The following is a 26,519-nucleotide window of genomic DNA, read 5'->3' as shown; positions in this document are numbered from 1 at the left end:
CGAGCACAGCGAGTCAGAAGCGTTCTGGGTTGGTGGAACATCCATCTTGCCTCCACCACGCTCTTCTCACTCACGGTTCTTCTCTTAGCTGCGAGGTTTTGCATGACCCGAATCGACCTCAGTACGCCCGCCGCCGCCCGCCGTTTTCTGGACACCAAGCTGACGCAGCGGCAGGTCAACAAGGTGCTACACAGCTTTCCCTCTCCCCGGTTCTGGAAAGGCGGCACGGGCACGCCGCTGGAGGCCCGCCCACCGGGGACCGACGCGCCCACCTGTGAGCTGTATGTGGGTCTGCCGTTTTGCCTGACCACCGAGCCTGCCCACTGCGGCTACTGCCTGTTTCCCACCGAGGCCTACCGTCATCAGGATCAACTGGACGTGTATCTGGACTACCTTGCCCGAGAAGGCGAACTGTACCGCGAGCGCTGGACGGCCCTGCAACCCCGTTCCATTTTTATCGGCGGCGGCACACCCAATCTGCTGAAGGTGCACCAGTATCCGCGCCTCCTTGGGCTGATCCACGACCTTCTGCCCAGCCTTCCTGCCGCCACCCCGATCACGCTGGAAGGCATTCCGCAGCTGTTCAGCCTTGAAAAATTGGAAGTCATGCAGGCACATGGCGTCACGCGGATCAGCATGGGGGCGCAGCAACTCGACCACCAACTGAGCCTGCTGAGTGGGCGCAAGCAACAGCCCAGGCATGTGTTTCAGGCGGTGGAATGGGCCGCACAGTTGGGGCTGGGCTGCAACGTAGACCTGATTTTCGGCTGGCCTCAGCAGACGCTGGCGCATCTGGAACGCGATCTGCGGGACCTGATGGCCTCGGGCGTGGAGCACATCACACATTACGAACTGAACGTGGGCGGCATGACCGACTTTGCCCTGAACCGCCGGGACGAGTTGCCCGGTCCTGAACTGGTGCGCGATATGTACCATCTGGCCCGTGACCTGCTGACAGCGGGCGGCTACGAACAATTGACGCCCTACGATTTTCAGAAGCAGGCCAGCCAGAAACGAGACGATCAGAACAGAACTGAGGGCTTCATCTACGAGGAATGCCGCCGTTCCTTCGAGGCCCACGATGTCTGGGGTTGGGGCTACGCGGCCATTTCGGACTTTCCTGACCACCGCAGCCCCGGCCACCACAGTTCAGATCGGGCTGCACAGAACGGCGGTTCCACCTTCATGAACGCCCGCACCCTCAGCGCCTATTACGCCGCGCTGGATGCGGGCCGCCTGCCTGCCGAGGTGGGCTACACCCGCACTCCGGCAGACCTGCGGCTCTCGCTGCTGTTTCGTAATTTGCAGTCGCTGAGTGTAGACCGCGCCAGCTACCGCGCCAATTTTGGGCAGGATGTACTGGAGGAATTTCCGGGTATCTGGCAGGCCGCCGCCGACCTGGGTTTTATCTCTGTGCAGGACGACTCCATTCGCCTTACACCTGAAGGAGCTTACCGCGTGCCGCTGATCCAGACGGCGCTGATGGCGTCACGCGTGGAAGAACTGACCGAAGCGCATATGGCCGCCCTGAAACAGGCTGCCTCCGTGCAGGCAGGAGCGGAGGCAACCGCAGGACAACCGCTTCAGCCTCTGTCCTCCCACCCGGCGGCTCTCTCATGATGCCTGCCCGCATAGAGGCGGTGGCGGTGCATCTGCCCCGGCATATAGAGACCAATGACGATCTGCACGCCCAGTTTCCCGATTGGAATGTGCCTGAGGCGGCCAAGCATACGGGTGTGGAGCAGCGTCACATCAGCGCCCCCGGTGAAACGGCCCTCGATCTGGCTGAGGCCGCCTGCCGCAAGCTGTTCGCCGCACAGCCCGAACTCTCTGGCCGCCTGGATACCATCATTTTTTGCACCCAGACGCCCGACCACCGCCTGCCTTCCAATGCCTGCTTGCTGCATGGACGACTGGATTTGCCCGCGCAGGTGGCCGCCTTCGATGTCAATCTGGCCTGTTCCGGTTTCACCTACAGCCTGATTCTGGCGTCCAGCCTGTTGGCCTCGGGTGCGGCCCACAACGTTCTGATCGTGACTGCCGATACCTACACCAAGCTGATCAGCCCTCAGGACCGCTCAACCCGCCTGCTGTTTGGCGACGGTGCGGCGGCCACCTGGGTCAGTGGGGGAGACGCGACTTCGTATGTGCTGGGTTCGGCGTGGGGCACTGACGGCACGCTTCAGGACGCCTTTTGCGTTCCCGGTGGCGCGGCCCGCCTGCCCACCCCGCCCGAACCTCTGCCCGAAGTGACGGACGGCCCCAACACGCGCACCCGCGATCAGATTCACATGAACGGCAAGACCATGCTGGGTTTCACTTACCGTATGGTGCCGCCGCATCTTCAGGGGTTGCTGGCCGCGCATGGGGTCACCACCGACGACGTGCGCCTGTTCCTGTTTCATCAGGCGTCACATATGGTGCTGGACGGCCTGCGCTCGCGCCTGAAGCTGCTGCCAGAGCGTATGCCACGCACCCTGGCGACCACAGGCAACACTGTGTCGGCGTCCATTCCTATTCTGCTGCATAGCGTGTTGCACGGCCCCCAACAGAATGAGTCACAGCCACATGACCTGAAGCGCGGCGACCTGTTGCTGCTCAGCGGCTTCGGCGCGGGCCTGTCCTGGGCCAGTGTGCTGCTGCGCTACTGAGGACGGCAATAGCTGAGGAGCAGATGGTGAAAAGACGCAGTGACCCAACATTCTGAAGCCCGAGAACGTCCGAACATTCCCGAAACGCCGAACCTGAGCTGCTGCACCGGAGGAACAACATGACCCTGACCGAAGATTGGACAGCCCTCAACCACAGCAAAGATAGAGGCCAACTTCTGGCCGCCCTGACGCCGCTGAGTCACTCGGAGCGGCTGAGGATGCTGACCCGGTACATAGAGCAGCAGGTGACGTGGATTCGGCAACAGGGCGGTGCAGATACCGATACGACCGCCAACCGCAGCTTTCTGGCTATCGGGTTCGATTCGCTGATGAGCGTGGAACTTCTGTACAGCCTGCAACGTGACCTCAGCCGAGACCTTGACCCGGTGGCGCTGGAGCAGGACACCATCGACGATCTGGCGCAGCTCATTCTGGCCGAAGTGTTCGCCACATAAGCCCAAGAACAGACCGACTCCAGCAAATAGAGTCGGTCCGTTTTTTGGGGGATTCAGTTCAGTAAAGCTTCAGCTTCAGACGAACTGTCCACCGTGACGCATCACGGCAGCTTCAAGCACATCGCTGGGGATATTGTCGTCCACGGCAATGGCGCGGCCACCGCTCTCCACGGTGCTGTTCATGCGGTCGTAGTGGTCGTCGGAAACATCGGAGACGTGGTGAACCACATCGTCGCCGCTCGTGTAGCCTACCGACGCGCCGCCGACTGCACCCACGCCCGAACCCAGCGCCGCAGCACCGAGGATGACTGGCACAGCGGCCAATCCGCCCGTCAGGGCAACGGCAGCGGCTCCGGCCACTGCGCCCACGACTGCACCAACTCCGGTGCCTTTCACAGCACCCTCGGCAGCCTCGTCAGGGTTTCCGCGCAACTCGACCACTTCGGTGGTGGTCTGCGTGCCAGAGGTCATTCCAGCGGTCGAGGTACGGTTCAGGCGCGATTCGCCCAATTCTTCACGGATGACGCCCTGAGCGCGGAGATCCTGTACGAAGGCGTCGGCCTGGGCCACGGTGGGGAACAAAAGGTGTTTCATGCGTTACATTCTGGGAGAGGTTGTCTGAACCACTGTGAGAGAGATACCAACACCCGTTACGGTCCCAGCCACACAGCCTTTAAGCTTCTGGGGACGGGATTGACGGATTCCAGGCAGTCTGTTCTGATCCCGCACACCCACAACGGCATCGGCGGAGTCTCCCTCTTGATCGACTCTGCACGGCGTATCGCTCTTTTCCTGGCAGGGATGTCAAGACTTGGAAACGGAAGCTCAAAAGAGTGACCTTCAGAGCATCTGTCCAGATGACAGCGCCAAGGAAAAGACCTCTGAAGTTTTCATAGGCACTGCCATTCTCCCAATTTTCTTCTGAATACACTCGCCCGTTCAGTCAACACCAGATCATATGTTCGACCACTGTCCTAACCAGTACTGGCTTCAGCCTGGCTCTGACTCAGCCACTGGGCCGCAAATTCGGTGGGTGGGAGTGGCCTGGAAAATAGGTATCCCTGTCCCAGCGGGCAGCCCAGATGCAGCAGATGGCGGCGGTGCAGGTCAGTTTCTATGCCCTCGGCCACCACGCCTGCGCCCAACGCCTGGGTCAGCAACACCACGGTTTTCACGACGCTGGCGCTGACGGCGTCTTCACCGAGACGTGCAATAAAGGCCCGGTCAATCTTCAGCACGTCTACCGGAAAGCGGTGTAAGAAGGCCAGGCTCGAATGCCCGGTGCCGAAATCGTCGATCTGCACGCGCACGCCCAGTGCCCGGAGGCCCGCCAGCGTCTGGGCAGCCTCGTCCATATCCTCCACAAGCGCACTTTCGGTAATTTCCAGGTTCAGGCGGTTGGCGGGCATGGCGTGGGCCTTCAGCGCCTCCTCGACCCGCTGTACAAAATCCTCCTTCAAAAACTGCCGGGTAGAAACATTGACATTGAGGCCCATCTGAGCCGGATTCCACTGCCTGTACAGGGCGCAGGCGCGGTGCAGCACCCAGTCTCCCAGCTCTGTAATCAGATCCAGTTCTTCGGCCAGCGGAATAAATTCATCAGGCGGAATCAGGCCCAACTGTGGATGCTGCCAGCGCACCAACGCCTCTGCACTGTGCAGTTTGCCCGAAATCAGGTTCACGATGGGTTGAAAATGCAGCCCGAGTTGGCCCAGGCGGGCCGCATGTGGCAGGTCGGCTTCCAGCTGCAATTGCCGCACGGCGCGGGTGTGCATGCTGAGGTCGAAGGTCGCGACAGTTTCCCGGCGGTCTCGCTTGGCCCGGTACATGCTCAGATCGGCGTCACGCAACACGTCGCCGGGGGTCAGGTGTCCGGGCCGCCCCGGCGCGATGCCTATGCTGACTGCAACACGTAGGGTGCGGCCTGCCACCACGAATGGCTCGGCCAGCGCCGTCTGTAACCTGGCCGCCGCCCGCCTGGCTTCCAGCAGCCCATCCTCTTGCAGCCCACCATGTTGTAACCCACCATATTCATTGCTCAGTAGGACGGCAAATTCATCGCCGCCCAGCCGTGCCACCAGGTCACCCTGCCGCATGGTGCTTTGCAGGCGGTGTGCAAATGCCACCAGCAATTCGTCGCCCACCGCGTGTCCCAGGCTGTCGTTGATCACTTTGAACCGATCCATGTCGAGGTACAGCACGGCATACGCGTGGTGCCCGCTGCGTTGCGCCGTCCGCAGCACCCCCCCGAGGCGCTCGAACAACAGGGCGCGGTTGGGCAGGTGCGTCAGCGGATCGTGGGTGGCGGCCCAGGCCAACCGCGCCTCTGCCCCGTGCCGGGCCGTAATGTCGCGCGAGGACATCAGAAATTGTCCAGGCTGGGCATCCTTGCCGGATGGGTCATGGTCGATCCGGCTGATGGTGGTCTCAAACCAGATGTAATGCCCATCTCGGTGCCGCAGTCGCCAGCGAATCGGCTCCCCGTTGGCACGAAAAGCCCGCCGGATGTAATAGCGGTCTTTGGGATGGACCAACAGTGCGGGCGTGTGCAGCACGGCGTCTCCGGGCATAAAACCCAGCAGCGGCGTGATGCTGGGGCTGACATAGATCAGGGGGCCACCCGGCTGGTACAGACAGATCAGATCGCTGGTGTGTTCGGCCAGCAGGCGGTAGAGCACCTCCCGGTCTTTCACCTGGGCGTGCAGCGACGCCCGTTCCAGGCTGTAGTCCACATATTCTCCCACTGCCGTGATCAGCTCCGCGTCCCAGGCCCGTAAACGCCGCTCGCCCATGCTTTCTACGTTCAGCACGCCTACCACTTCGCCTTTGAGATGCAGGGGCACGCACACCTCGGAAGAAATGCCTTCCATCGCTTTCAGGGCTTCGGGTTCCTGGTCTATGTCTTCGATCCATTCGGCCTGCCCGGTTCTGGCGACCCTGCCCATCACTCCGGTCGTCAGGTGCAGGCGCTCTATGACCTGTTCGTAGCCCAGTTGATGCTGCAATACCAGTTCATCACCCTTGCAGAAATACACGCTGACCTGCGGATATCCCAGCGTCTGGGCAATGCTTTCGTTGACGGCGCGGATGGTTTCGGGCAGATCTAGGGTGCGGCTGACGGCAGTGCGAACCCGGTGCAGCAACTCCAGCGCTCGCCGCTGCTGCTCGCTGGCGGTGTACAGGCGCTCGCGTGCTATGGCCCGCCCCAGCCAGACCCCAAGGGCCTGAACTTGCCGCAAATCCTGCGGGGTCAGGTGCTGGGTGCTGGATTCCAGATTCAGTACCCCCACCACCCGTTCGCCGTCCAGCAGCGGCACACACAGTTCACTGATCACGTCGGGGTGTTCCTGCACGTATTCCGGGTCCTGGCGGACATCGGGCAGCAGGATAGAGAGGCCAGTGCGGGCCACCCGTCCGCACACTCCGGAAGTCAGCGGATAACTGTCGCTCCAGACGCCTCCTCCTGCCTGCTGTTGGGGCACCAGCAACTCGCCTTCCAGCAGCGCGATGCTGGCATGTTCGACCTCCAGTAGCTCAGTCACGGCGCTGATGACCTGTCGGAACAGGTCGTCCAGATCCTGCGCTCCCGTGACTGCGGCGTGTGCCCGGTTCAGCAGATTCAGTTCTTTCTGTCCAGCCTGCAAGGTGGCGGCAGTATCCAGATGCTGCACCACCAGCGCCACCTGTGCCCCGCACCACTGGCCCAGGGTCAGGTCGGATTCGAGGAGGGCGGCCTGTTGATGCGGTTCTCTGGCGGTCTGCCCACCGTCTATGCGGTCAAGATGCAGTACCGCCCGCAACTCGCCCCTGAGCTGTACAGGCACAATCAGGACCTGTACCGCAGAACTTACAGGACGGTCGGGGAAACTGTGAAGGCTGTCCGCCGCGTGGGCCGCCTCCAGCAGCGCCGCCTGATCAGTGGGCAGGCTGTCGGCAAAAGCAGCCCGAAATCCGCTGACCCACTGGCTGCGAAGGGCCGGGTCGTAGATCAGATCGTGCGGTTCCAGGTGCAGACTTCTGAGCAATTCCAGCGTCTGTCCACTGGCAGCCAGCACCCGAAATCTGCCGTCTGCCTCGCGTCCGAACAGGCGGCCTGTCAGGACTCCCGGTACGGCCTGTATCGCCAGCGCCAGAACTCGGCGGTACAGTTCCTGCGGTGCTGGATCTCCGGGCAGACTCGCTTCCAGAAGGTCGGCGGCCAGAGGATGAGCAGCCAGGCTGACACGTCCGTTGATCTCGGTCAAATTGGTTGCAGACGCCAGTGAAGTTTTCATCGTGGTCGCTGAGCCGCCTGTCTCAGATTGCTACTTTGCTGGACAACATCCTTTATTTCTCACTGATCCCCTGAGCCGTCTTCTCTTCCGTCCTGCTAAGGTTCTCTTTGCTCCAGATACGTTTCATGCTGTGTCACAGAGGATCTCTCTGTGCGGCGTTTTCCTGCCTGTGGGCCATACCCAAACTGCCTTATGGGTCGTCCGTACTGAGTCGTTGCAATGCTTCTTCCATCCGCTGGGCCGCTTCACGGGCTGATTTAAGTTCGGTGGTCCGCTCGATCAGAAGCTGTTCGAACACTGAAAGCACCTGAGAGGCGTCCTCCTCGGCCATGGGTAGATCCTCTGAATAGGCGGCCTCGCTGAGCAAATCGGCACGTTGTCCGGCTGACGGCTGTTCGGGCAGATTCAGTACCATCAGTGCGGCCTCCACGACAGCCGGGTCAAAGTGTGCCCCGGCCTGCCGCTGAATCTCGGCCAGAGCATCCTGCGAAGTCCAGGCGGGTTTGTATGGACGCGCCTGTGTCAGGGCGTCGTACACGTCCGCTACCGCCACGATGCGCCCACTGAGCGGAATCTGATCCTGGGCCAGCCCATGCGGATAGCCGCTGCCGTCCCAGCGTTCGTGGTGCGTCAGGGCAATTTCTTCCGCCAGTTGCAGCAATTTGGAGCGCCCACCCGACAGGATGCGTGCGCCGATCAGGGTATGGGTCTGCATCTGGATGTATTCGGCGGCGTCCAGTTTGCCTGACTTCAGCAAAATGCTGTCTGGAATACCAATTTTCCCCACGTCATGCAGGCGGGCGGCCACACCGAGCACGCTGATTTCTGCCTCTTCCCAGCCCAGCGCCCGCGCGATTCGGCCAGAAGTGCGGCCCACACGCCGGGTGTGTTCGCCTGTCGTGTCGTCGCGGTACTCGGCAGCCATCGCCAACCGCGTCACCACCTCATGTTGAGCGCGGGCCAGATCAGAAGTCCGTTCCTGCACCAACTGTTCGGCAGTGCGGCGGGCTTCCTGTTCCACCTCCGTTCGCAGGCGGTACACGTCCGCGTCGTGCCGGGCGCGTTCTACCTCGAACTGAATGGTCAGGTTACGTGTCTGCCGATCCCGCTCGGCGTGAAAGAGTTCCTGTTCTATCTGCCGCAGCGCCCGCAAATGCACCACCGAACGTCCCATGTCGCCCCGCTGCTCGAACAACGCTGCCAGAGCTTCGTGCGCTGTGGCCTGCTCCTTGGGAGAGCGGTTCTTTTCAGCCAGTTCCAGCGCTGTCTGCAGTTCCAGGAGTGCAGGTTCCAGTTCACCAGCATTCAGATGAAGTCGGCCCAGATGCAGGCGGGCCTCCAGCTCACCCTGAGTTGCACCAATGGTGACGGCAATGCCAAGCGCCTGCTGATGCGATTCGCTGGCCTGCTTTACTTCTCCTGTCTGTTCGTAAAGAGAGCCGAGGCTGTCCAGGGTATGCATCTCGCCCAAGGTGTGAGCCAGCTGTCTATTTAACTGCAACGCCGAGTCAAGGTGATTCTTCGCCTCTTCGTATTGATGTAATTCAAGGAGGAAGGTGCCCAGATTGAGCTGAACGGTGGCAATAAATTTCTGGTCACCGGTCTGTGCGACAATACTGTAAGCAGATCTCATGACATCTACTGCCAGTTGGTAGTCGTTATTCAGGTAATGCACTCTGGCCAGATTGTGAAGGATCAGAATTTCTGTTTTATTGTCTTTAACAGATTTTTGATGCACCTGCTGTGCATTGGAGAGCGACTGAACCGCCTGAGTATATTGACCCAGAGCACTCTGAATATTACTGATATTGATAAAACAGTTGACCTGTCCACTCAGGTTGTTCTGCAATTGCCAGAGGCTCAGAGCAGACTGAAGTGATTTCAGGGCGTAAGCAGAAGCTCCCTGATGGTGCTGGACGCCAGCAAGTTGATTCAATGCAGTCGCCTGAATGATCTGGGCGCGTTCAGAGGTGTACTTCTCGGCCCTTTCAATAGCTGTCTGCAAATACGCTTCCGCTTCTTCCAACTGTCCTAAATTCAAGCAGGCCCGGCCTGCAAACCCCTCAGCCTCTGCCTGTCCCAAAAAGTCGCCGCTGTGCGCGTATGCCTCGGCAGACCGGATAAAGTTTTCCAGCGCACCCGGCATATCTGAGGTTTGAAGTTGTGTGCGGCCCAGCAGCAACAGAATCTGCGCCTGTAACTCAACGTCACTGAATCCAGATGCCAGTTCGTAGGCCGCCTGCGCCCGTATCAATGCCGTCTGAGGGTCTGTTTCCAACAGCGCCAACGCTTCCTCGTACATCAGTTGCACGGGAAGCTGTGCCGCAGCCTCATAGGGCTGTTGCAGATGATTTGCGCTGCGGTCTACAGGGTTATTCACAGGAACGGAGAGCCTCCAAAGTCAACGAAAAAACGGTCAGGGAAATTTGAGAATGGATCACGGCCACTTTGGATTCGGAAGACAAGGTTGCTCATCTCTACAGAACCCGAGTGTGGCCGTGAATTCAGCGCCGAGTGGTCAGAAAATCAGGCAGCGGCTAAATACCGGAAGTCATCAGGTGTTATTTGATGACGTTTTGGAGGAAAAGCGCGAGGTCGAGGCGTCCTTTGTCTCCGAGCATGTCTCTGTAGGGCCGGTTGGCGGAGATATCGTAGACATCGAAGGCTGTTCCAATCATTTTCTTGGTGACATCATTTAAAGGCACCTTGAGAGGTTGTCCCAACGCCAGTGCCAGACCACCTGCGGCCATGGGGGCGGCCATCGAAGTCCCGCTCCAGGCTGCCACCATTCCACCGGGGGCCGGGGCAGCCACGTTTTCGCCGGGTGCCACGAGTTCCAGGGTGTTGCTGTAGTTGGAGAAGGTCGATTTGACATCCTGAAGACTGACGCTGCCCACGCTGACGGCATAGTCTCCAGGGCCCTTCAGCTGAGCGTTGTTGGCGGGGTAGGTGATTTTGCCGAGGTTGGCATTTCCTGCCGACGACACCACCAGAACACCTCGGGTGCTTGCCCGGTTGATGGCGTCCTGAACCACCTTGGAGTTGTCTTCGCTGCCAAGGCTCATGTTGATGACCTTCGCACCTTTGGCAACGGCCCAATCGACAGCCTGCGCGACCATGACCACGTCGCCGGAACCGTCCTCGCCCAACACGCGCAGGGGCATAATTTTGGCTTCCGGCGCGATCTGAAGAATGATTCCGGCAACGTTCGTGCCGTGACCATATCCACCAACGCCCAGGGTGCCCTCTTCCTGCGGATCGTTATCGGCGGCGTAGAAATCACGCCATGACGCAGGATCGGTGAGGGATCCCTGAAAAGCAGGGTGCTGAAGGTCTATCCCCGTATCGATGACGGCCACAGTAACTCCATCACCGAGGTTGGGGGCAAGCGCCTGCGCCTGCTGAAGACGAATCTGTTGCCAGAGGGTAGAGTTCTGGGGAAGGGGAGAGTAGCTTCCACCTGCCCAGAGGCTCATGGATCCGCCTGCCCAGAGGCTCATGGATCCACCTGCCCAGAGGCTCATGGACCCGCCCATGATGGCGGTCATACTTCCGCCGCCGCTGAAGACATTCTTGTTCGGCTCGATATACACCTTGCGGCTGGCCTGAGCTGCGAGGCTCTGTGCGTGCAGCTGTGCGGTCGTGGACGATACCTCGCCCTGAGCCGTGTTGTTGATGTTCATGCCCATCAGCGCCACGCAGACCTCGGAATCTGCCGCGCCACAATCAGCATTGTCCCACGACAATACCGTGCCTCCCAGAGTCTTCGCCAGATCTCTGGGTGTATCGCCAGTTTCAAGCGGCACCGTTGCCACGTAATCGAAGCGGGCAGTGTTGCTTGAGGTCAGGTCGGTTGCTGGTGTGGTGTTGCAGGCTGTCAAAAGAGCAAAGGAGAGGAGAGCAGAAGCAGACAGCGTTTTACGTAGGATCATGGTGAATCTCCTTAAGAGATCAGGCAGGGCCTGGGCAGCCGCTGTGAGGATGAAATGAGTTTACATTGTCGTACTGACATTTTTGTCACTTTTTTGGACGATGCAACAGTTGGCAGCACTCATTTTAAGAATAGGTTATTAAATTAAGATTTCGTTATCTTGCCTGGCTCTATTGTTGCTGTCTCGTCTTAATACTTTGGGGGCAGAGATTGCTGCCCTTCCACGCAGTAAATCCATTATTTTGGTAGCGTGCCTTCGCAGATATCCAGATGAGTTCTGGCTGAGAGGACATGAGGAGCCAGACTTGTTTGGTTCATACGCTTTCAGATGTCTACATGAAAATTTTTTAAGAGCATGATCAAGAGGCTGCCGTCAACTTCTGTTTCTAGATGATGTGCCGGGTTTTTGAGAGGTTGGGTGCCCCTACCCACAAGATGTTCTCCTAAACGCGCCACGCGATGTGGACACGGAGCTGATGAAGCTCCTTGCTGTGCAGTCATTCAACGGAGTCCGCATCGTGCGGACCTGCTTCGATTCCCGAATATCCGGGTAAGCGCCGATAGGGTCGTCCATCGGCACCAGCCCTCGTCGTGAACGGACGCCACTCCTCCCGGAATTCTCGTCCCTCGCTCTGCTTCGCCGCTTTGCCAGTCCGCTCGGATGATTCTCGCGCAGTCTCGCTGTTTGGGATCAGGCATCAATTCAGCGAAATAGACCAAGCTCAGAGAGAGGCATCTGGCGCAATCCTGGATGCCTCTCTCTGAACTGATCGGTTTTGATACCAGCAGCGTCGGAACTTCAGACGGTTACTTCAGGTTCTCTGCTTACTTCAGGCTTTCTGCATTGACGATCTGAATCTTGGCCACCTGTGCCTGCAACAGATCATCGAATTTCATGATCAGCAGGCGCGAACGCATCCGCTCGCCGGTGCTGGAAAAGCCCACTGCGCCCGTGATGGTCACGCAACTGGAGGTGTCGCCGTCGAAGCAGGCGGGGAGGTTGACCTTACGCACGGCTTCGGCCACCTGCAAGCGCGTGGGCACGGTGCCCGCCTGTTTCAGGGCGCTTTTCATGGCGTCCAGCATCACGTTGGCGGCGTCGTAGGCATAGACGGCGACTCCGCTGGGCTTGGCTCCGTAGGCCGCCTGGTACTTGTTGGTAAAGGTCAGGGCGTTGGAGAAAGCGCTGACCGGGCCAAAGCCGGTGGTGTACACCACGCCTGCGCCCGCGATTCCGGCGCGTTTGAGAAAGCTGGGCGAGTCCAGCCCGTCGCCGCCCATGAAGGTGGCCTTGACGCCAGCGGTGCGCAGTCCTTTCACCAGTACAGCGCCCGTATCGTCGGTGCCGCCAAAGTAGACCACGTTGGCTTTGCTGAGCTTCACCTTTTTGATCACGTCGGCGATCTGGGATGGTGTGGACGCGCCCGCATAGTCGGCCACTTTCACACTGCGCTTCTTGAGGTTGGTCAGCAGGACTTTGGTCAGACCGTTGCCATACGCGGTGTTGTCAGAGATCACGTAGACGCTGCTCGCCTTGAGTTCGTCGGCAATGTAGTTTGCAGCGGCCACACCCTGTGCGCTGTCGGCAGAGACCACGCGGCTGAAGTGCATCCAGTTGTTGCGCGTCAGTTGGTCGTTGGTGCTGGCAGGCGAAATCATTGCCAGCTTGCCCGGAGCAAAGGCGGCGGCCACCACGTTGGATACGCTGGAGTTGAGCGCACCCACCACGCCCAGAATGCTCTTGTCGGCCATCACGGTTCCGGCAATCTGCGCCCCCAGTGTGGCCGAGGCCTGGTCATCGAAGGGGGCCAAGACCAGATCATGCCCGAGCGCTTTGAATGCCTTGGCCTGCTCCTGTACGGCCAATTCTGCGCCGCGCTTGACCTCCGATCCGATGGCCGTCAGGCTGCCGCTGAGGGGACTGATGGTCGCCAATTTGATGGTGGCCGCCTGCGCTCCACCCAAGATCAGGGCCGAAACACTCAGGCCAACTGAAAGATGACGAACGAACGTGCCTGTCAGTACGGCCTTGGAAGGGGTTTCATTACGGTGCATACGCCAATCTAGTAAGCACCACCTACACCCCTCTTACAGTTGTGGCCCACAATCACGAACTTTCCACAAAACTTTGCGTCCGGTCTACACTGCTGTACTCTTTTTATGATTTACTTTGACTTCTAAATTTATCCTGTGCGGCGATAAATAAAACACAAGTCATTCTGAGATGATCTGATATGGCTGATATTTCTGTTACGATCTGGGCGAAAAAGATAGAAGGACATACTTTGAGTTGATTTTTCTGATTTCTAGTTATATCGGAACGAAAAATTATCGAGGCGATTTCGGGCAGTGAATTTCAGAAATGCAGGGCTTCATGCCGCAGGGGGGGGAGGGTCCCGTACTGCTCCGCGCGAATCAGGATGTCCTGCGCCCAACGCGTATGGGTGGCTGGCTCACACATCCGGCCATTCATCTTGAAAACGGCAGGTGCATCTTCGGCCAAAATTGCATGGGCTTCTTGCAGGTCGCCCTCGGTTACTCGGTAGCCGTTCAGTACAGTGGTCAGCTGTACCGGATGAATGATGGTTTTGCCCGACAGCCCATATTCGAGGTCCTGCTGAACTTCACGGGCCAGCGTGGTCAGGTCTTCAAACACCTCGTAGACCGGACTGGAAAGCATGAACCCGTACGGCTTGAATACGCCGATCAACATACTGATGACCCGTTCCAGCGGCCCTTCGTAGAGGGTGCGTCCCGGCGTGCGGCGCACTCCCAGTGCGTGCATCAGGTCGTTGCCGCCAATTCGCAGGCAGGCAATTCTATGCTGCCAGCTTTCCTGAAAGATCAGGTCGCGCAGGCAGGCCATCCGGTGCTCACTGAGCGCCTCGCGGGTTTCCAGGGTCAGCAGCACCGACAGGTGAGCGTGTTCGTCGCGGTGCAGATGGCGCATGTAGGTCGCCAGATTGCCGTCGTGCGTTTTGGGCAGCACAAAGCCGCTGATCCCGTGCAGATCCATCGTCAGCAACTGCGCCAGCACTTCTGGATTTCGGGCGCGGATCAGGCGCAGGGGGCCGGTGCCGGGCGGGGGAAGCTCGGGCAGGGCGCGGGCCAGATTCGCCATTGCACGCGGCACATCTTCCTCGCGCACAGCGTCTTCTGTGCAGTAGATCAGGCTGGACAGCAGAGGATATTTATCGGTGCCCAGTTGTACCAGGTCGTCACGGGTGGCCGGTGCATAGAGGCTCGCGCCCAGTGCCCAGGGATTGAGCGCCCGAGGATTCATTGCCCCTGGAGCAAGAGTTTGTGTAGAGACAGGCACAGGCATCAGCGGGGGCCTCCAGGGGCGATCAGAGAGGGAGCGATCAGGGCAGCAGCAAGGTAGGGCAGTGTGGGATGCAGCGTGATTGGAACGGATGCGGCCTGCGCCAACGCCTCCAGGTGCAGCGTGTCGGGATGACTGGCCTCACGCAGCATCAGGTGGGCGGGTTGCCGCCGCAAAAAGACCCTCGTGGCCTCGCCCACACTGGGTTTGACCAGATGCGGGTCGGTGACACCCAGGGCGGCGGCCAACGCAGTGACTTCATCGTAAGGCTGCTGTGGGCGCGGGCCAAGAGGCAGGTGAAAGTCAGGCGCAAAAGCGTCGGTCACGGCGTCCAGTTCCCCGAGATACTCCGCCGTCCGGTCGTGTCCACGCAACTGTTCTTCTATTCGCGCCGCGTGAAGGCCGCCTTCCGGGGTCATAAAAGTTCGGCTCAGCAGGCCGCACACGGTGGCATTCAGCGCCGCGTGTGGCAGCAGCAGATCGTCGTGTGTGGCGGCGTGCAGGGCCACTCCCGCCGGGTCGCTCAGCACGGCGAGGCGGGTGGGCACCTCGGCAGGCAGGCTGCCCTTCAGCGACCCGTAAATGCTGCCCTTGCCGGTCCAGCCATCCACGAAAATCAGTTGCCCGTGCGGATGCTGGCGCTGCACGGCGTCCAGCGCAGCCCGGTCTATGCCGCTGCCCCGGATGATGCTGAGCGTATGGTGCGGCAGATCAGACCCCCAGCGGCGGGCCAGACGGCGCATGGCACAACCTACCGGGGTTCCGGCGCGGGCCAGCGATACCAGAACGGGCTGGGTGTAGGTCGCCAACAGTTCTGCCGTCAGGCTAGCCAGAAGCGCTCCCACACGCTCGCCGTTGCGGGTCAGGGCTTCGTGGTAGGCCGCTGTCTGTACGTTGCTGGGCACCTGCTCGGGCGTCAGCAGTTTGCCGTACGACACGCCTTCCCGCAACAGCTGCTCTTTTTCCTGAACACTGACTAGATGCGGCTGTGCGGCCCGCAGATGGACCTGCGCGTCGTCAGCGGGCAGGGTATGGGCCAGAGTGTGTGCCTGAGGGTGTGGAGCGGTCAGGTGAGCGTCAGCTTCTGGCGTCATGCAGGCATCAACGGGGAAACGGTTATGGGAGTCATAGGAAAAGGTCTCCGGGAAGAATGAAAGGAATGATTCCGAATGCAGGCAGATCATGACAGGTCAATAGATGAGGTTGGTCGCAGCATCCAACATGTTTGTCAGCCGATGGAGGCCTGAGTCTATACAGTGACCGGTATACAGTTGTCGGGCTACCGCTGAGGCAATCTGGCCGCATTCACTGCCCGCAGGAGTTGACCTCTGGGCGGCGTGACCGCAAAATCGCAGGCGCTCATGAAGGCCAGATCGCTGAGGCTGTCGCCCAGGCCAAAGGTCAGGACGGCATCTGAAAACTGCCGCTGGCGAAGGTGCTGCACGGCTTCCAGCTTGCCCAGCGAACGCGGCAGCACACTGACGTTGTTGGCGTTGGCAATAATCTGGAGATCCGCCAGATTCTGGTCTACCAGAAATCCTTCCCAGCGCAGTTGCAGTTCCTCCAGTGCCCCGGCGTGGGCCTCGGGGTGCTTCAGCACAGTCATGAACGGCAACTGGTGGGCGTGGTGGCGGGTCAGGCGGCAGCCGAGGCGGGCGGCATGGGCTTCAAGGTGGGCGGTGGCGGCGGCCAGAGCGTCTTGCAGGTCGTGCAGGTGTGCCCGGACGTGGGCGGCCCACTCCGCATCTACCGCTCCATCCGGCGCAATCAACGTCAGGCCGTGATCCACGATTCGCCAGGATGAAAAAGGCAGGGTTACGCGGGCCATCGCCGCGAGGTCGCGCCCGGTGACGGGAATGACGGTCACGCCGCCACAGGCCAGCAGCCGCAGGAGTTCAGCCTGTGTAGGCGTGCAAAACGAGTGTGCCTCGCCCTGAGTATTGACCGTGGCGGGCGTCAGCGTGCGCGGGTCGGCCCCCGGCAACTTGCGGAGCGTCTGGAACAGAGTGTCGTCCAGATCTGCAAAGGCGACGATGGTACTCATGGACTGAGCCTCACGGCCTGCGCGTGTGGCCCCAGCGCGGCCATCAGTGCCGGACCAGGCAAGCACGCCCCCTCATAGGCCACCAGAATCCGGCTATAGGCGGAGGGGTCCACGTTGTACACGAAGTTGGGGATTCCGTCCGATACGTTGTCGGTGAAGCTGAGGGTGTGCCTGATCGCCAGCCCCGGCAGGATCGGGCTACGGGTGGTGGCGTTCCACAGGCAGGAGGCCACTCCGGGCGCAAGAACGCCTGCCAGTGCAAAGGCCGGATACTGATATTCCCCGGTTCCCAGCACCAGCACGCGGTCGGTGGGATGGAAGGTCAGGCCCAGCGTGTCCAGCGTGGGCAGGGCAGTCAGGTGGCCGTAGCGGGCGCTCTGGGCGGGCAGGAGCGCGGTCTTGTCGGCTCCGTTGCCCACCACCGCAGGCAGGGCGGCAGGATGCCAGTCGGGGTCGGGCATAAAAGACAGTTCACCGCGTGTCAGACTCACGAAATCCACCTGCACACCGAGTGACTCGGCCAGTTCGCGGCGGCGCGGGCACCAGTCGGTCAGGCTGACCAGCACCACCCGCAAAACGTGTGGGTGCAGTTCCAGCCACGCGGCGGCCAGGTTTTGCAGGGTCGTGCCCGTGGACAGTTCATCGTCTATCAGGACCAGTTCGGTGGCGGCGCGTGCTGCCGGGCCGGGATCGTAGACCAGATGGGCGGGCGCGTGCGAATGCGGTTCATCAAAGCGCAGCAGCAGCGGAAATTGCGTGTGGTAGCGCGTGGTGTGCTGAAACGTGCCGGATCTGGTCTGCCCACTCTGGGGGTTCGGCTTCCCGTCCAGCCACGCCCGGAATACGCCCTCACCCAGTGCGGTGGCCGTTTCCGCCAGCCCGATGAAGTGCGGCGCGTGCAACTCGGGCAGGGCGGCGGCCAGCGTGCGGTAGGTGCGGGCCGCCACTTCCGGCGCAATCGGGATGTGCTTGCCCAGCACCCGGCTCACAAACAGAAATCCGCGTTTGGGGTTGCGGCGCACGGCGTAGGTCAGCAGGCTCTCCAGCGGCGCGGTGGCCGTTTCTAACCTCAGCCTCAGCGTGCCACTCGGCAAGATGACTTCCCGCGTTTCCAGCTCGGGGCTGACGGTCATCCTGCCGCCGCTTCTGCTACCCCAGTGTCTGCCAGTTCCGCCATACCCATCACGCGCACCACCTTGTCTTCGGCCACGCTGAGGCCCGTGCGGACGGCTGGCAGCGCCTCCCAGTCCAGCGTGCCCGTGGCCGCGTCCAGCAGCAGGCGCGGAAAATTGATACCCGCTGCCATGCTGTAGCGCAGGCCGCCGGAGGCCCGTGCATTGATCTCCAGCATGTGCGGCACGCGCAGACCGTCGTCTTTGGTCTGGAAATTGAAGATGCCGCTGAGCTGGTAGGTCTGGGCAATCTTTGCGGCGGCGGCGACCAGATCGGGGCGGTCTTCCAGGCGTTGCCCGTGTTCACCCTTGCGGCGCACCACGGCGCGGATCAGGCGGCCCTGCCACGCCACACAGTCGATGCTGCGTTCGGCCCCCTCCAGCGTGTGCATCAGCAGCATGGTGGGCAGCGTTTGGCCCGCGAACATCTCCCGCGCCGCCGCCACGCTCATCTGGTACAGCTCGCCTTTCAGAAAGGAATTCAGGTCGGGCCGCTCCATCAGTACCCGGAACCCGCTGGCATAGATGCCCCGCGCAGGCTTGAGGCACAGGCGCACGCCGTCCACCTTGAGGGCGCTCAGGCCCGCTTCGAAGCTGTCGGAGGTATCGAAGGTCGTCCAACGCGGAATGGGCAGAATAGAGGTGTCCCAATTCCGCAAAAATTCATCTTTACGTTCCAGATGTCGCTGCGTGGCCTCGTCTGCGGGCACGATCAGGGCAATTCCCGCCTCGGCAAAGGCGGGCTGCCAGTGCCCCAACCGCTCGCGCTCCTTGCCGGGCACGACCAGCGTGATGCCCCGCTCCTTGCAGGCCGACAGCAGCCACGCGGCGTAGTCGTCGCCCAGCAGACCACGCGGTTCCAGAAACGTGTGTGGGGCGGCGGCCAGCATCCCGTGATCGGGGTCGGTGTGGCTGGCCCAGACCTCGTATGGAGCGCCTTCCAGCGCTGCAAGTTGGGCAGAGGTCACGCTGAAATTTTTGGTGAAGAGGACTTTGGGCAGGGCGGTGGAGGGCCGCTCGGAGGTGGGCAACAGCGTGGTCATGGGCATCTCGTTGGGTGGGAAGGGGAAGAGGAGATCGGTACTGCCGGAATGGGGTCATTCAGACAGCAGAGGCGTAGATTAATTTATCTTTAATTTGTCAGGTCTGGAAGCCAACCTGCGTTTCTATCCTGCCTGCCCCAGCTGTTGCCCCAGTTGCTCGGCAGCGCGGAGGGCGGCGTCCTCGGCCTGTCCGCCGTACTGAGAAAGCAGTGCCCGCAGACGCGAGAGCTGTTCTACATCCATATAGGCCCGTACGCCCGTTTCGGTGATTTCGCCGGGTTGTCCGGTCAGACCACGCACCAGCCCCAGCACGAAGCGTTGCTGCACTGGGCCACTGGCGCGAATATGGCGCTCAGGGTGAATCAGGCGGAAGTGTGCCGCGACGGTGGCGTTCTGCATCCGCTGAGCCAACGAGCCTGTCTGGGCCAGCACTTCTGCGGGTTTGATGGTGCGGGCGGCCTGCCGGTACTGCTCCGAGTCGGCGGCGTGGGTATAGGCCCAGCCATCGGCGCGAACCTCGGCCAGCTTGTTCAGGTCCACGGCGTCCAGCAGCTTGCGCAGTTCAGTTTCGGTCAGGTCTTCGGCATCGACCAGTTGGGTCAGCACCTCATCTTGTTCTGGCGTGCCCAGGCGGGTCATCAGAGAGGCTGTTTCGCGCCAGGAATCCAGCGCCGCCACCTCCTGAGAGACGGGCAGGCTGGGATCGAGATCATAGAGGGTCAGGTCGTGGGTCCGGAGATGCGTCATCAGCAGGCGTCCCGCGTTCTGGCGCTCGCCACCCACCCCCCGGCGGTACAGGTGAATCAGTTTGCGTCCTTTCTGAATGGCAGCGTCTGGGGCGGGCGAGGTCATGGCCTGATTCTGCCCGGTTTGGAGGCTGGGTGCTGTGGCGGGAACGCTGCTTCCAGACCTATCCCGCCAGCGCCGCCCGTCCAGCAAGTTGTCCGGCGCTGTTCGCTTTTTGCAGCGGCAGCAGCGTCAGGCCGTTCCAACGCCACGCGGCAATGGTCAGGGCGATGTCCAGCGACTGGATACTCAGTTCCAGTGGTCCGCCGTCGCCAGTTCCGGCCAGCGCGAACCAGCAGCCCAGCGGCACCTGTGCGCCGAGCTGTTGGCCGCTTTGCAGTTCGTAGGCGTCGTGCCGGGTGTAGACCACCTGAGGGCCGCTGCCTACCCGAACGGCAAAAGCGTAAGAAGTGCCTGCCCCTTCCAGTTCAGTGGCACTGTTTTGCACGTCCAGGCGGGCCACCATGTCCCAGTTGCCCGCAGGCACCGAAGGCCACACGAGGCGCAGGAGTGGCGGCTGGGCATACAGACCATTTCTGAGAATCTGGAGGTGCCCGCGCTCGGTGGCGACCCGGTACCCGTTGCAGGTCCGCCGCTCGGTGCGCGTGATCTGCATGCCCTCGGGTTCATGCTGGCTGGGATCGGTGGTACGGCGGGCCAGGGCCGCAGTGGGTGCCGAGGGAGAGGCCAGGGTCGCTGCGGCAGCGGGCGGGGTGGGAAGTCCGGCGCTGGCCTGCGCGGCCAGATCGGTCAGGCCAGCCCGCGCCGCGTAATACCGGGCCAGTGCAGGTTGAAGAGGCAGGTGGTAGGCGGCCAGCAGGGTTCTGAGTTCACGGCGTTCGCTGCTGCTCAGAGTTCCGGCCAGGGCCACCCGCAGCAGTTCGCTGGAAAAACACAGCCCGTCTTCCAGATCGCTGACCTGATAGATCAGCCCCGGCATCCGCACGGTTTCCTCGGACGCAGCGGTCGTCAGCAGGCCCAGCGCGGTCGCCTGAGCCAGCACCGCCGGGGCGTCTGATCCCAGCAGCACGTGGGCCACAGCCGAATCCAGTGGGCCGTACATCAGGCTCAGGCGGGCGAGGGCACTGCGGAAGGAGGGCGCCAGCGCTCCAAGCTGCCCCAGCAGGGCGTCACGTACACCGGTGGGGAGTGGCAGGCGGGTGCCGGGCAGGTCCAGATCGGCCTCGATCAGTTCGCGGGCGTGCAGGTCAAGGCCGTCCGATTGCTGTACCACGCGGGTCGCGTAGGCACGGCGTTGGTCAGGACTCAGCAGTTGTTGTCGCTCGCTGACGGCGTCCATCACTTCATGCACGGCCAGCGCCGACAGCTCCAGATGATGCAGGCGCGAACGGTCGAGCGTGCCCAGCGCGTCCCGCAGGGCGTGTTGCCCGGCTGCCGAGGAGGGCGACAGGACCAGCATCAGGCTGCTGGGCAGATTCATGGCGAACTGCATGCTGGTGGTGATAAATGGGGTGGCCTGCTCTATATCGTGAATGGCGATCACCAGCGGGTGTCCGGCAGCCGCCACCAGTGTCCAGGCCCGCACCAGATCCTCTTCGCGGTGACCGGGCTGGGCCAACAGGGCGTGGGCTTCGGCGTGCCGTTCGGGGGGCAGCAGGCGCAGCAATTGGTGTAAAAAGGCTGCCCGCTGCAACTCCGGGTGCGGTGATGCCTGCATCTGAAGGGCCTGCCAGTCGCTTCCGGCCACCGCACCCTGAATCAGTTCGCGTTTGCCCTCGCTGCTGCGGCCACTGAGAATCACCAGTTGCGGCGTTTCTCGGGCGCGGTCCAGCAGATGCCGGAATCGCCGGGTCAGTTCGGTGCGCTCAAATTTCACAGTGCCCAGAGGACGGCTGGACGCTGGCGTGATGTGCAGTTGCATGCCAAGTTGTTCGGCCCGCGCCCGGATCAGTCCTGCCGCTGCCAGTCGTCCATTTTGCACTGAACGGGCGTAGACCCGCGAGAAGGCCGCCTCGACCTCCTGACTGATCACCCACCGCTGGCTGTCCACCCATTCGCGGAAGGCCGTCGATCCCAGATCTTCCAGACCGCTCAGCGGCAACCCGCTGCCCTGCGACAGCCACTCGCTGAGGCGCGAATCAGGCAGATGGTCGGCCTCCCTGAGCCAGCGGTCCAGATCGGTGGGTAGGGCCGCCTCCAGCAGCGGTTGATGCGACGGAAACAGGTCCAGATCGAGGTGGCGCAGTCGGTGCAGCTCGACCCGCAGGTTCCGCAGGGCGTCAGGGGTATTCCACATCAATTCGGCCAGATGCTCACGGTGCTGGGGGCGTCTCTGTAGGGTCAGGTAGATCAAGAGAGCCACAGCCTTCAGCGATGCGTTGACCGGCTTGCCGTCTTTGTCGAGATAACTGTGCCCGAGCAAATGAATGGTCAGCATAAAAAACTCCCTGAAAAGGTGGCTGAACGAAGGAAGGAGAAGTCAGTTGGGGCTGTCAGGTCATTTAAATCTAGTGATTGCCAAATGATCAGTGCATGATCAGCGTACGGTCATCCATAGGCGTGTCACATCTGTTCTCTTGACCTTCTTGAGTTCTCAGTTCTGTTTACTTTGCAAAAGACTCAAGCTCTGTTGCCCGTCGCCGGAGCTGTGCGTTGCAACGCCTACTGTTGGGAAGCGGCGCACCATCAGGCGAGTTGAGACGGCTGCAAACGCAGCACAAAACAACGAACTGCAAACATGAGGATCAAAAAGGAAGGCTTTCCGTTGCTTCTCATGTTAACAGCAGTGGAACGTTTCCAACGTCAATCAAACGTTAAATTCACCTCAATCCAAATGACCGAAGTGAAACATTAAGGCCAGCTTTCGACCTTCATCTGCCCTAAAGCCTGATTCCTTCGGGTTTGCCGTTCTAATTGGTTGCTCTATCTGGTCATCTGACGGGTCATCCCTGTGGATTCCTGGTTTAAAAAGCTGTCCAGAAAAGGATCAACCGGCTCAGGTCAGTCTCTTTGACCTCGGTTTCCAGCTGTTCAGTGGAGCTGGTGAAGTCATAAGCGTTACAGGCTCTCTGCCGCTTTACAGCGTGTGTACTGATGCTCCAGCAACGTGGGAACCGCTTACTGGACGGCTCATTTCTGGCTCATATGTAGCTGTTCGTCCAATTTACCGGACATGAGTTTTCTGGCAAAGCCACCTATTTTTGATGAAGGATTGATGCCACATCGTTGGATTTAACGCAGTCATACCCTTCTCATAATTAGAGTACAGGAGCAAATAGCTTTGGCCTCAATGCCCGGTATCCCATCTGCGGATCTGGCCCACCACGTGTGACCACGGCGGACGGGCGTGTAATCAGGGTTCTGGCCCGAATCTGTTGCGCTCAGTACAAGGAGAAAGCCTCTATGACCGACAGAAACTACACCGAAATCACCCAGATCGACCCCGCTTTCATGACAGATTTTGTGTTCTCCCAGACTGTTTCCTGCACTGAGCATGCTGTGGGTCAACCACACTTTGCTCCGCTCAGAGTTCAGTCCGCCGCAACGGCTCCAAGGCTGGACGTGATGGCCGAAGAGCTTCAGCGGCTCCAACTCCTGTGCGCCGCCCAGAGCCGCCGACTTGATGAACTTGAGGCCCGTGAGCACCTCAGTTGGCCCACCAGAAGCGCCTACGCCCACCTTGAAATTGATCCGTAATGGGGAGCATTTGCACAGGCACCAGTCACAGAGAGCCTTGCCTGTCCTGCCCGCAGATGTTCCTGCATTGCTCTGTCCATGCCCAGTCCGGAGGCCTGAATGATCAAAATCGCGCTGCTCTGTGAAGGCACGTACCCGCATATGCAGGGCGGCGTGAGCGTGTGGTGCGATCAATTGATTGCCGGTCTGCCCGAACACTCCTTCGATGTGTATGCCATCAGCGGCCAGCGGATCAGCCTGGACGGTTGGAAGCTGCCGCCCAACGTGCAAAAACTCGTGAGTGTGCCGCTGTGGGACGTGCCTTCGTGGAGCCGTGAATCTGGAAGTGGGCATGGCCGACGCCATCAGGACGCGCTTGATGGTGCCTATGCCCAGTTGCTGTACAGCCTGCTGATCGGCACCAACGACACCGGACTGTTTCTGGCGGCGCTGCGTAAAATCTTCGAGTACGCTCAACTCGGAGACCTGACGCAGGCGTTGACGACGCGGCGCAATACGGTTCAGCTCTATCAGATGTGGCGCACCTACGGGCGCAACTCCAGCGTCATGGAGCGTCAGGGCGACCTGTTGCTGCAACCCACCCTCGACGACGCCCTGCAGGCCAGCATCTGGCTGGAGCATTTTCTGCGGCCCCTCTCCTGCCCACCGCCCAGAGTGGATCTGTGCCACGCGGCGTCCAATGGCCTGAGTCCGCTGCTGGCGTTTACCTGCAAATGGGCCTACGGCACGCCGTTCGTTCTGACTGAACACGGCATCTATCTGCGCGAACGCTTTCTGGAGATGCGCCACAGCACCCACACACCTGCCTTCAAGTCGTTCCTGATGCGCTTTTACCGCCTGCTGACCTCGGCGGCCTACCAGATGGCCGACCTGATCACGCCCGGATCGCACTACAACGAACGCTGGGAAGTGCGCAACGGGGCCGACCCGGACCGCATTCGGCCCGTCTACAACGGCATCAATCCCGCCTTCTTTCCTGTTCCCACCGAGGAACCCAGTGCCCCGACCATCAGCTGGGTGGGCCGCATCGATCCGCTGAAGGATCTGGGCACGCTGATTCGGGCTTTCGGCGTGGTGCGCGAGGCCATGCCCGATGCGAGGCTGCGGATGTTCGGGGCTGTGCCGAAGGGCAACGAGGGATACGCGCAGCACTGTCAGGCCATGATCGATCAGTTTGGACTGAGGGGGGCGGCCACCTTCGAAGGCCGCATCGAGGAGGTGGTGGACGCCTATCACGCCGGACATATGGTGGCCCTGACCAGTATCTCGGAAGGTTTTCCCTACACCCTGATCGAGGCGATGGCCTCGGGAAAAGCCACCGTTGCCACCGACGTGGGCGGCGTGACTGAGGCGCTGGGCAGCACCGGGCTGATCGTGCCCTCCCGGGATCACGGGGCGGTGGCGCAGGCCAGCCTGACGCTACTGGGCAATGCGGGCCTGCGCGACAGCCTGGGCCGGGCGGCCAGAACGCGGGTGCTGTCACAGTTCACGCTGGAAAGCTTCCTGCACGTCTACCGTCACATCTATCCCCATGTGGTTTTGCAGGGCAGCACGTCGCGGTGGGTGTCATGACCTCGGCCCCACTGCGCACCTCCGCGTCTGCGGCCCGGCGCGGCGCGGAACGCCGATCGACCGACCCGCTGGCCGTGTTGTCGCGGCACCTGAACCACGACTGCCTGCATGCCCTTCAGCCGCAGGAATTGGCCGCGATTCTGGAGGCCGAGGGCTATACCGACGCTTTGATCCAGGAACGTTACGGCGACCCCAGCGTCTTTGCCTGTGCCGAGCGGCTGTTTCAACTGGTGCCCTACCGCCCACCGACGCTGGCCCGGCCTGCCGCGCACACTCTGCGCCCCAGTTCCGCCCTGCGCGACCTGATGCGCGGCGTGATCTATCTGCTTCCGGCAGTGTGGTCGCCTGCGGTTCTGGCACTGGGCTGGAACGGAACGGGCGGCAACGCACTTTATGAGGCGGGCCAGAGCACGGGCCTCAGCAACATTCAGGGTGCGGGCCTCGGACTGCTGATTTCCAGTTTCTTCGGCTGGGGCTGGATGCAGAGCGTGGCGTATCTGGGCTACCTGGGGCTGGCGACCAGTCCGGCGGAGGCCTCCAGAATGCTGCGCTGGGCCGGAACAGGCGCGGTGGCCCTGACAGGCGTGGTGGCGGCGGCAGTGGCCCTGCTCCTGGGGCAAGATGCGGTGCAGGTAGGTGTCGTGGCGCTCGCTATCGCAGGATATCTGGCTGCGGCCACCGCCCTCCTGGTGCTCAGCAGCGAAGTTCTGTTGGTCATCAGTCTGCTGCCTGCCCTGACCTGGATGGCCCTCCAGGCAGTTTTCTCCGGGGGCGTGGTGCCCGGCAATGCGCCGCAGCAGGCCGCAGTGGTGTTGGCGCTGGCAGTGGGTTTGCCCGTGGTGGCCGCCTTCTACAGCAGTCGCCCGGCCCTGATCGGAGCGGCACAGGCAGAGTCGGCACGGGTGCGGGGTGTTCCTCTGGCAGCGCCCTCTGCCCGGAAATTGGGTCGGTTGGCCTGGCGGCGGGCACTGCCCCACGCGGGGTACGGCTGGCTGTGCGCCGGGTTTCTGTCGCTGGCGCTGCTGCATCCCTTTGCCAACTCTGCCCAGTTTTCCTCTGCCGACTCTGCCGGAATGTTGGGCCTCTCGTGGAGCCTGGCCCCACTGGTCCTGAGCATGGGCGTGCTGGAACTGAGTGTGCGCCGAATCCACGCCGCTCTGAAAAAGCAGGCCAGCACCACTGGAACGGTGGGCAGCATCGTCGGAAGGAGTGCCTGGCAGGTTCTGAAGGTCTGCTCTCAGTACGCCGCCCTCCTGTTTGTCGGCTACGTGCTGGCCCGCATTCTGGCCCCCGAGTTCGGCTTCCAGCACCCCTCGTGGTTGCTGATCACCGGACACCTGGCAGTGGCGGTGGGGCTGCTCCTCAGCGGCCTGCTGATCAATTTTGGGGCGCTGTACCGGGTGCTGGGGGCCTGGACTCTGGCCCTGGCCGCACAACTGGGACTCCTGCTGGGGCATCTGGATGTGGTGGGCAGTTACGCCCTCAGCGCAGGCGGCGTGCTGGCGCTCCTGCTGGGCCTGATGTGGCTCTCCCTGATGGACATTCGCAATCTCGGTTGATTGCCTGCGCTGAAGCCGTCTCTCAATTCGCTCTTCTCAGACCATCTTTTTAA

At 61.3% G+C, this 26,519-nt stretch carries 18 protein-coding genes; 6 read left to right on the top strand and 12 right to left on the bottom strand.

The window, feature by feature from the left end; genetic code table 11:
* Positions 1 to 102 precede the first annotated feature (102 nt).
* The 3 genes from F561_RS0102720 to F561_RS0102710 all read left to right on the top strand — a co-directional run bounded on the left by F561_RS0102720 (position 103) and on the right by F561_RS0102710 (position 3,106).
* Positions 103 to 1,620: a coproporphyrinogen-III oxidase family protein gene (locus F561_RS0102720; protein WP_019008404.1), complete on the top strand. Its 1,518-nt coding sequence runs from the start codon at positions 103 to 105 to the stop codon at positions 1,618 to 1,620.
* Positions 1,617 to 2,651 carry a 3-oxoacyl-ACP synthase III family protein gene (locus F561_RS0102715; protein WP_019008403.1) on the top strand — a complete coding sequence of 345 codons (1,035 nt, stop codon included), beginning with the start codon at positions 1,617 to 1,619 and terminating at the stop codon, positions 2,649 to 2,651. The genes F561_RS0102720 and F561_RS0102715 overlap by 4 nt, the downstream gene beginning before the upstream one ends.
* Before the next feature lie 119 nt (positions 2,652 to 2,770).
* Entirely contained in the window at positions 2,771 to 3,106 is a 336-nt protein-coding gene (locus F561_RS0102710; protein ID WP_019008402.1) for an acyl carrier protein, read from the top strand.
* Positions 3,107 to 3,181: 75 nt separating this feature from the next.
* On the opposite strand, the gene F561_RS0102705 is transcribed toward F561_RS0102710, so the two are convergent.
* From F561_RS0102705 to F561_RS0102650, 12 genes are all read right to left on the bottom strand, one after another.
* On the bottom strand, positions 3,182 to 3,700 hold the full coding sequence (locus F561_RS0102705) for a hypothetical protein (protein ID WP_019008401.1): 519 nt from the start codon (positions 3,698 to 3,700) through the stop codon (positions 3,182 to 3,184).
* 380 nt (positions 3,701 to 4,080) lie between these two features.
* On the bottom strand, positions 4,081 to 7,380 hold the full coding sequence (locus F561_RS26995; protein ID WP_019008400.1) for an EAL domain-containing protein: 3,300 nt from the start codon (positions 7,378 to 7,380) through the stop codon (positions 4,081 to 4,083).
* A 190-nt stretch (positions 7,381 to 7,570) separates the two neighbouring features.
* The gene (locus F561_RS24605) at positions 7,571 to 9,760 is read right to left on the bottom strand and encodes an HD domain-containing phosphohydrolase (RefSeq protein ID WP_019008399.1); all 2,190 of its coding nucleotides are present in this window, start codon (positions 9,758 to 9,760) and stop codon (positions 7,571 to 7,573) included.
* Positions 9,761 to 9,941: 181 nt separating this feature from the next.
* Positions 9,942 to 11,312, bottom strand: a complete 1,371-nt coding sequence (locus F561_RS0102690) for a S8 family serine peptidase (protein ID WP_019008398.1) — start codon at positions 11,310 to 11,312, stop codon at positions 9,942 to 9,944.
* Positions 11,313 to 12,136: 824 nt separating this feature from the next.
* Positions 12,137 to 13,366 carry a branched-chain amino acid ABC transporter substrate-binding protein gene (locus tag F561_RS0102685; RefSeq protein WP_019008397.1) on the bottom strand — a complete coding sequence of 410 codons (1,230 nt, stop codon included), beginning with the start codon at positions 13,364 to 13,366 and terminating at the stop codon, positions 12,137 to 12,139.
* A gap of 301 nt (positions 13,367 to 13,667) precedes the next feature.
* Positions 13,668 to 14,594, bottom strand: a complete 927-nt coding sequence (locus F561_RS0102680; protein ID WP_019008396.1) for an aldolase/citrate lyase family protein — start codon at positions 14,592 to 14,594, stop codon at positions 13,668 to 13,670.
* A gap of 41 nt (positions 14,595 to 14,635) precedes the next feature.
* Positions 14,636 to 15,727, bottom strand: coding sequence for a cysteine protease StiP domain-containing protein (locus F561_RS0102675; protein ID WP_019008395.1), 1,092 nt, complete (start codon positions 15,725 to 15,727; stop codon positions 14,636 to 14,638).
* Between the two features lie 185 nt (positions 15,728 to 15,912).
* On the bottom strand, positions 15,913 to 16,677 hold the full coding sequence (locus tag F561_RS0102670) for an HAD-IIB family hydrolase (RefSeq protein ID WP_019008394.1): 765 nt from the start codon (positions 16,675 to 16,677) through the stop codon (positions 15,913 to 15,915).
* The gene (locus F561_RS0102665) at positions 16,674 to 17,810 is read right to left on the bottom strand and encodes a phosphoribosyltransferase domain-containing protein (RefSeq protein ID WP_019008393.1); all 1,137 of its coding nucleotides are present in this window, start codon (positions 17,808 to 17,810) and stop codon (positions 16,674 to 16,676) included. Before F561_RS0102665 ends, F561_RS0102670 begins: the two co-directional genes overlap by 4 nt.
* Positions 17,807 to 18,892, bottom strand: coding sequence for an ATP-grasp domain-containing protein (locus F561_RS0102660; RefSeq protein WP_157451499.1), 1,086 nt, complete (start codon positions 18,890 to 18,892; stop codon positions 17,807 to 17,809). Before F561_RS0102660 ends, F561_RS0102665 begins: the two co-directional genes overlap by 4 nt.
* A 123-nt stretch (positions 18,893 to 19,015) precedes the next feature.
* Positions 19,016 to 19,744, bottom strand: a complete 729-nt coding sequence (locus F561_RS0102655; RefSeq protein WP_019008391.1) for a hypothetical protein — start codon at positions 19,742 to 19,744, stop codon at positions 19,016 to 19,018.
* Positions 19,745 to 19,802: 58 nt separating this feature from the next.
* A complete protein-coding gene (locus F561_RS0102650; protein WP_019008390.1) occupies positions 19,803 to 22,076 on the bottom strand; it encodes an AfsR/SARP family transcriptional regulator in 2,274 nt (757 codons plus the stop codon).
* 965 nt (positions 22,077 to 23,041) lie between these two features.
* On the opposite strand from F561_RS0102650, the gene F561_RS0102645 reads away from it, so the two are divergent.
* The 3 genes from F561_RS0102645 (at position 23,042) to F561_RS0102635 (ending at position 26,466) form a co-directional block, all read left to right on the top strand.
* Positions 23,042 to 23,335: a hypothetical protein gene (locus F561_RS0102645; protein ID WP_157451498.1), complete on the top strand. Its 294-nt coding sequence runs from the start codon at positions 23,042 to 23,044 to the stop codon at positions 23,333 to 23,335.
* A 99-nt stretch (positions 23,336 to 23,434) separates the two neighbouring features.
* A complete protein-coding gene (pelF, locus tag F561_RS24600) occupies positions 23,435 to 24,907 on the top strand; it encodes a GT4 family glycosyltransferase PelF (protein WP_019008388.1) in 1,473 nt (490 codons plus the stop codon).
* The gene (locus F561_RS0102635) at positions 24,904 to 26,466 is read left to right on the top strand and encodes a hypothetical protein (RefSeq protein ID WP_019008387.1); all 1,563 of its coding nucleotides are present in this window, start codon (positions 24,904 to 24,906) and stop codon (positions 26,464 to 26,466) included. Before pelF ends, F561_RS0102635 begins: the two co-directional genes overlap by 4 nt.
* Positions 26,467 to 26,519: the final 53 nt, after the last annotated feature.

It is taken from the genome of Deinococcus aquatilis DSM 23025 (assembly GCF_000378445.1).
Lineage (GTDB): Bacteria > Deinococcota > Deinococci > Deinococcales > Deinococcaceae > Deinococcus > Deinococcus aquatilis.
This window is presented reverse-complemented; position numbering and strand designations above follow the sequence as displayed.

Coding starts and splice junctions, on each gene's coding strand:
- F561_RS0102720 (WP_019008404.1), top strand. CDS start 103: ATGACCCGAATCGACCTCAGTACGCCCGCCGCCGCCCGCCGTTTTCTG.
- F561_RS0102715 (WP_019008403.1), top strand. CDS start 1,617: ATGATGCCTGCCCGCATAGAGGCGGTGGCGGTGCATCTGCCCCGGCAT.
- F561_RS0102710 (WP_019008402.1), top strand. CDS start 2,771: ATGACCCTGACCGAAGATTGGACAGCCCTCAACCACAGCAAAGATAGA.
- F561_RS0102705 (WP_019008401.1), bottom strand. CDS start 3,700: ATGAAACACCTTTTGTTCCCCACCGTGGCCCAGGCCGACGCCTTCGTA.
- F561_RS26995 (WP_019008400.1), bottom strand. CDS start 7,380: ATGAAAACTTCACTGGCGTCTGCAACCAATTTGACCGAGATCAACGGA.
- F561_RS0102690 (WP_019008398.1), bottom strand. CDS start 11,312: ATGATCCTACGTAAAACGCTGTCTGCTTCTGCTCTCCTCTCCTTTGCT.
- F561_RS0102685 (WP_019008397.1), bottom strand. CDS start 13,366: ATGCACCGTAATGAAACCCCTTCCAAGGCCGTACTGACAGGCACGTTC.
- F561_RS0102680 (WP_019008396.1), bottom strand. CDS start 14,594: ATGAATCCTCGGGCGCTCAATCCCTGGGCACTGGGCGCGAGCCTCTAT.
- F561_RS0102675 (WP_019008395.1), bottom strand. CDS start 15,727: ATGACGCCAGAAGCTGACGCTCACCTGACCGCTCCACACCCTCAGGCA.
- F561_RS0102670 (WP_019008394.1), bottom strand. CDS start 16,677: ATGAGTACCATCGTCGCCTTTGCAGATCTGGACGACACTCTGTTCCAG.
- F561_RS0102665 (WP_019008393.1), bottom strand. CDS start 17,810: ATGACCGTCAGCCCCGAGCTGGAAACGCGGGAAGTCATCTTGCCGAGT.
- F561_RS0102660 (WP_157451499.1), bottom strand. CDS start 18,892: ATGACCACGCTGTTGCCCACCTCCGAGCGGCCCTCCACCGCCCTGCCC.
- F561_RS0102655 (WP_019008391.1), bottom strand. CDS start 19,744: ATGACCTCGCCCGCCCCAGACGCTGCCATTCAGAAAGGACGCAAACTG.
- F561_RS0102650 (WP_019008390.1), bottom strand. CDS start 22,076: ATGCTGACCATTCATTTGCTCGGGCACAGTTATCTCGACAAAGACGGC.
- F561_RS0102645 (WP_157451498.1), top strand. CDS start 23,042: ATGACCGACAGAAACTACACCGAAATCACCCAGATCGACCCCGCTTTC.
- pelF (WP_019008388.1), top strand. CDS start 23,435: ATGATCAAAATCGCGCTGCTCTGTGAAGGCACGTACCCGCATATGCAG.
- F561_RS0102635 (WP_019008387.1), top strand. CDS start 24,904: ATGACCTCGGCCCCACTGCGCACCTCCGCGTCTGCGGCCCGGCGCGGC.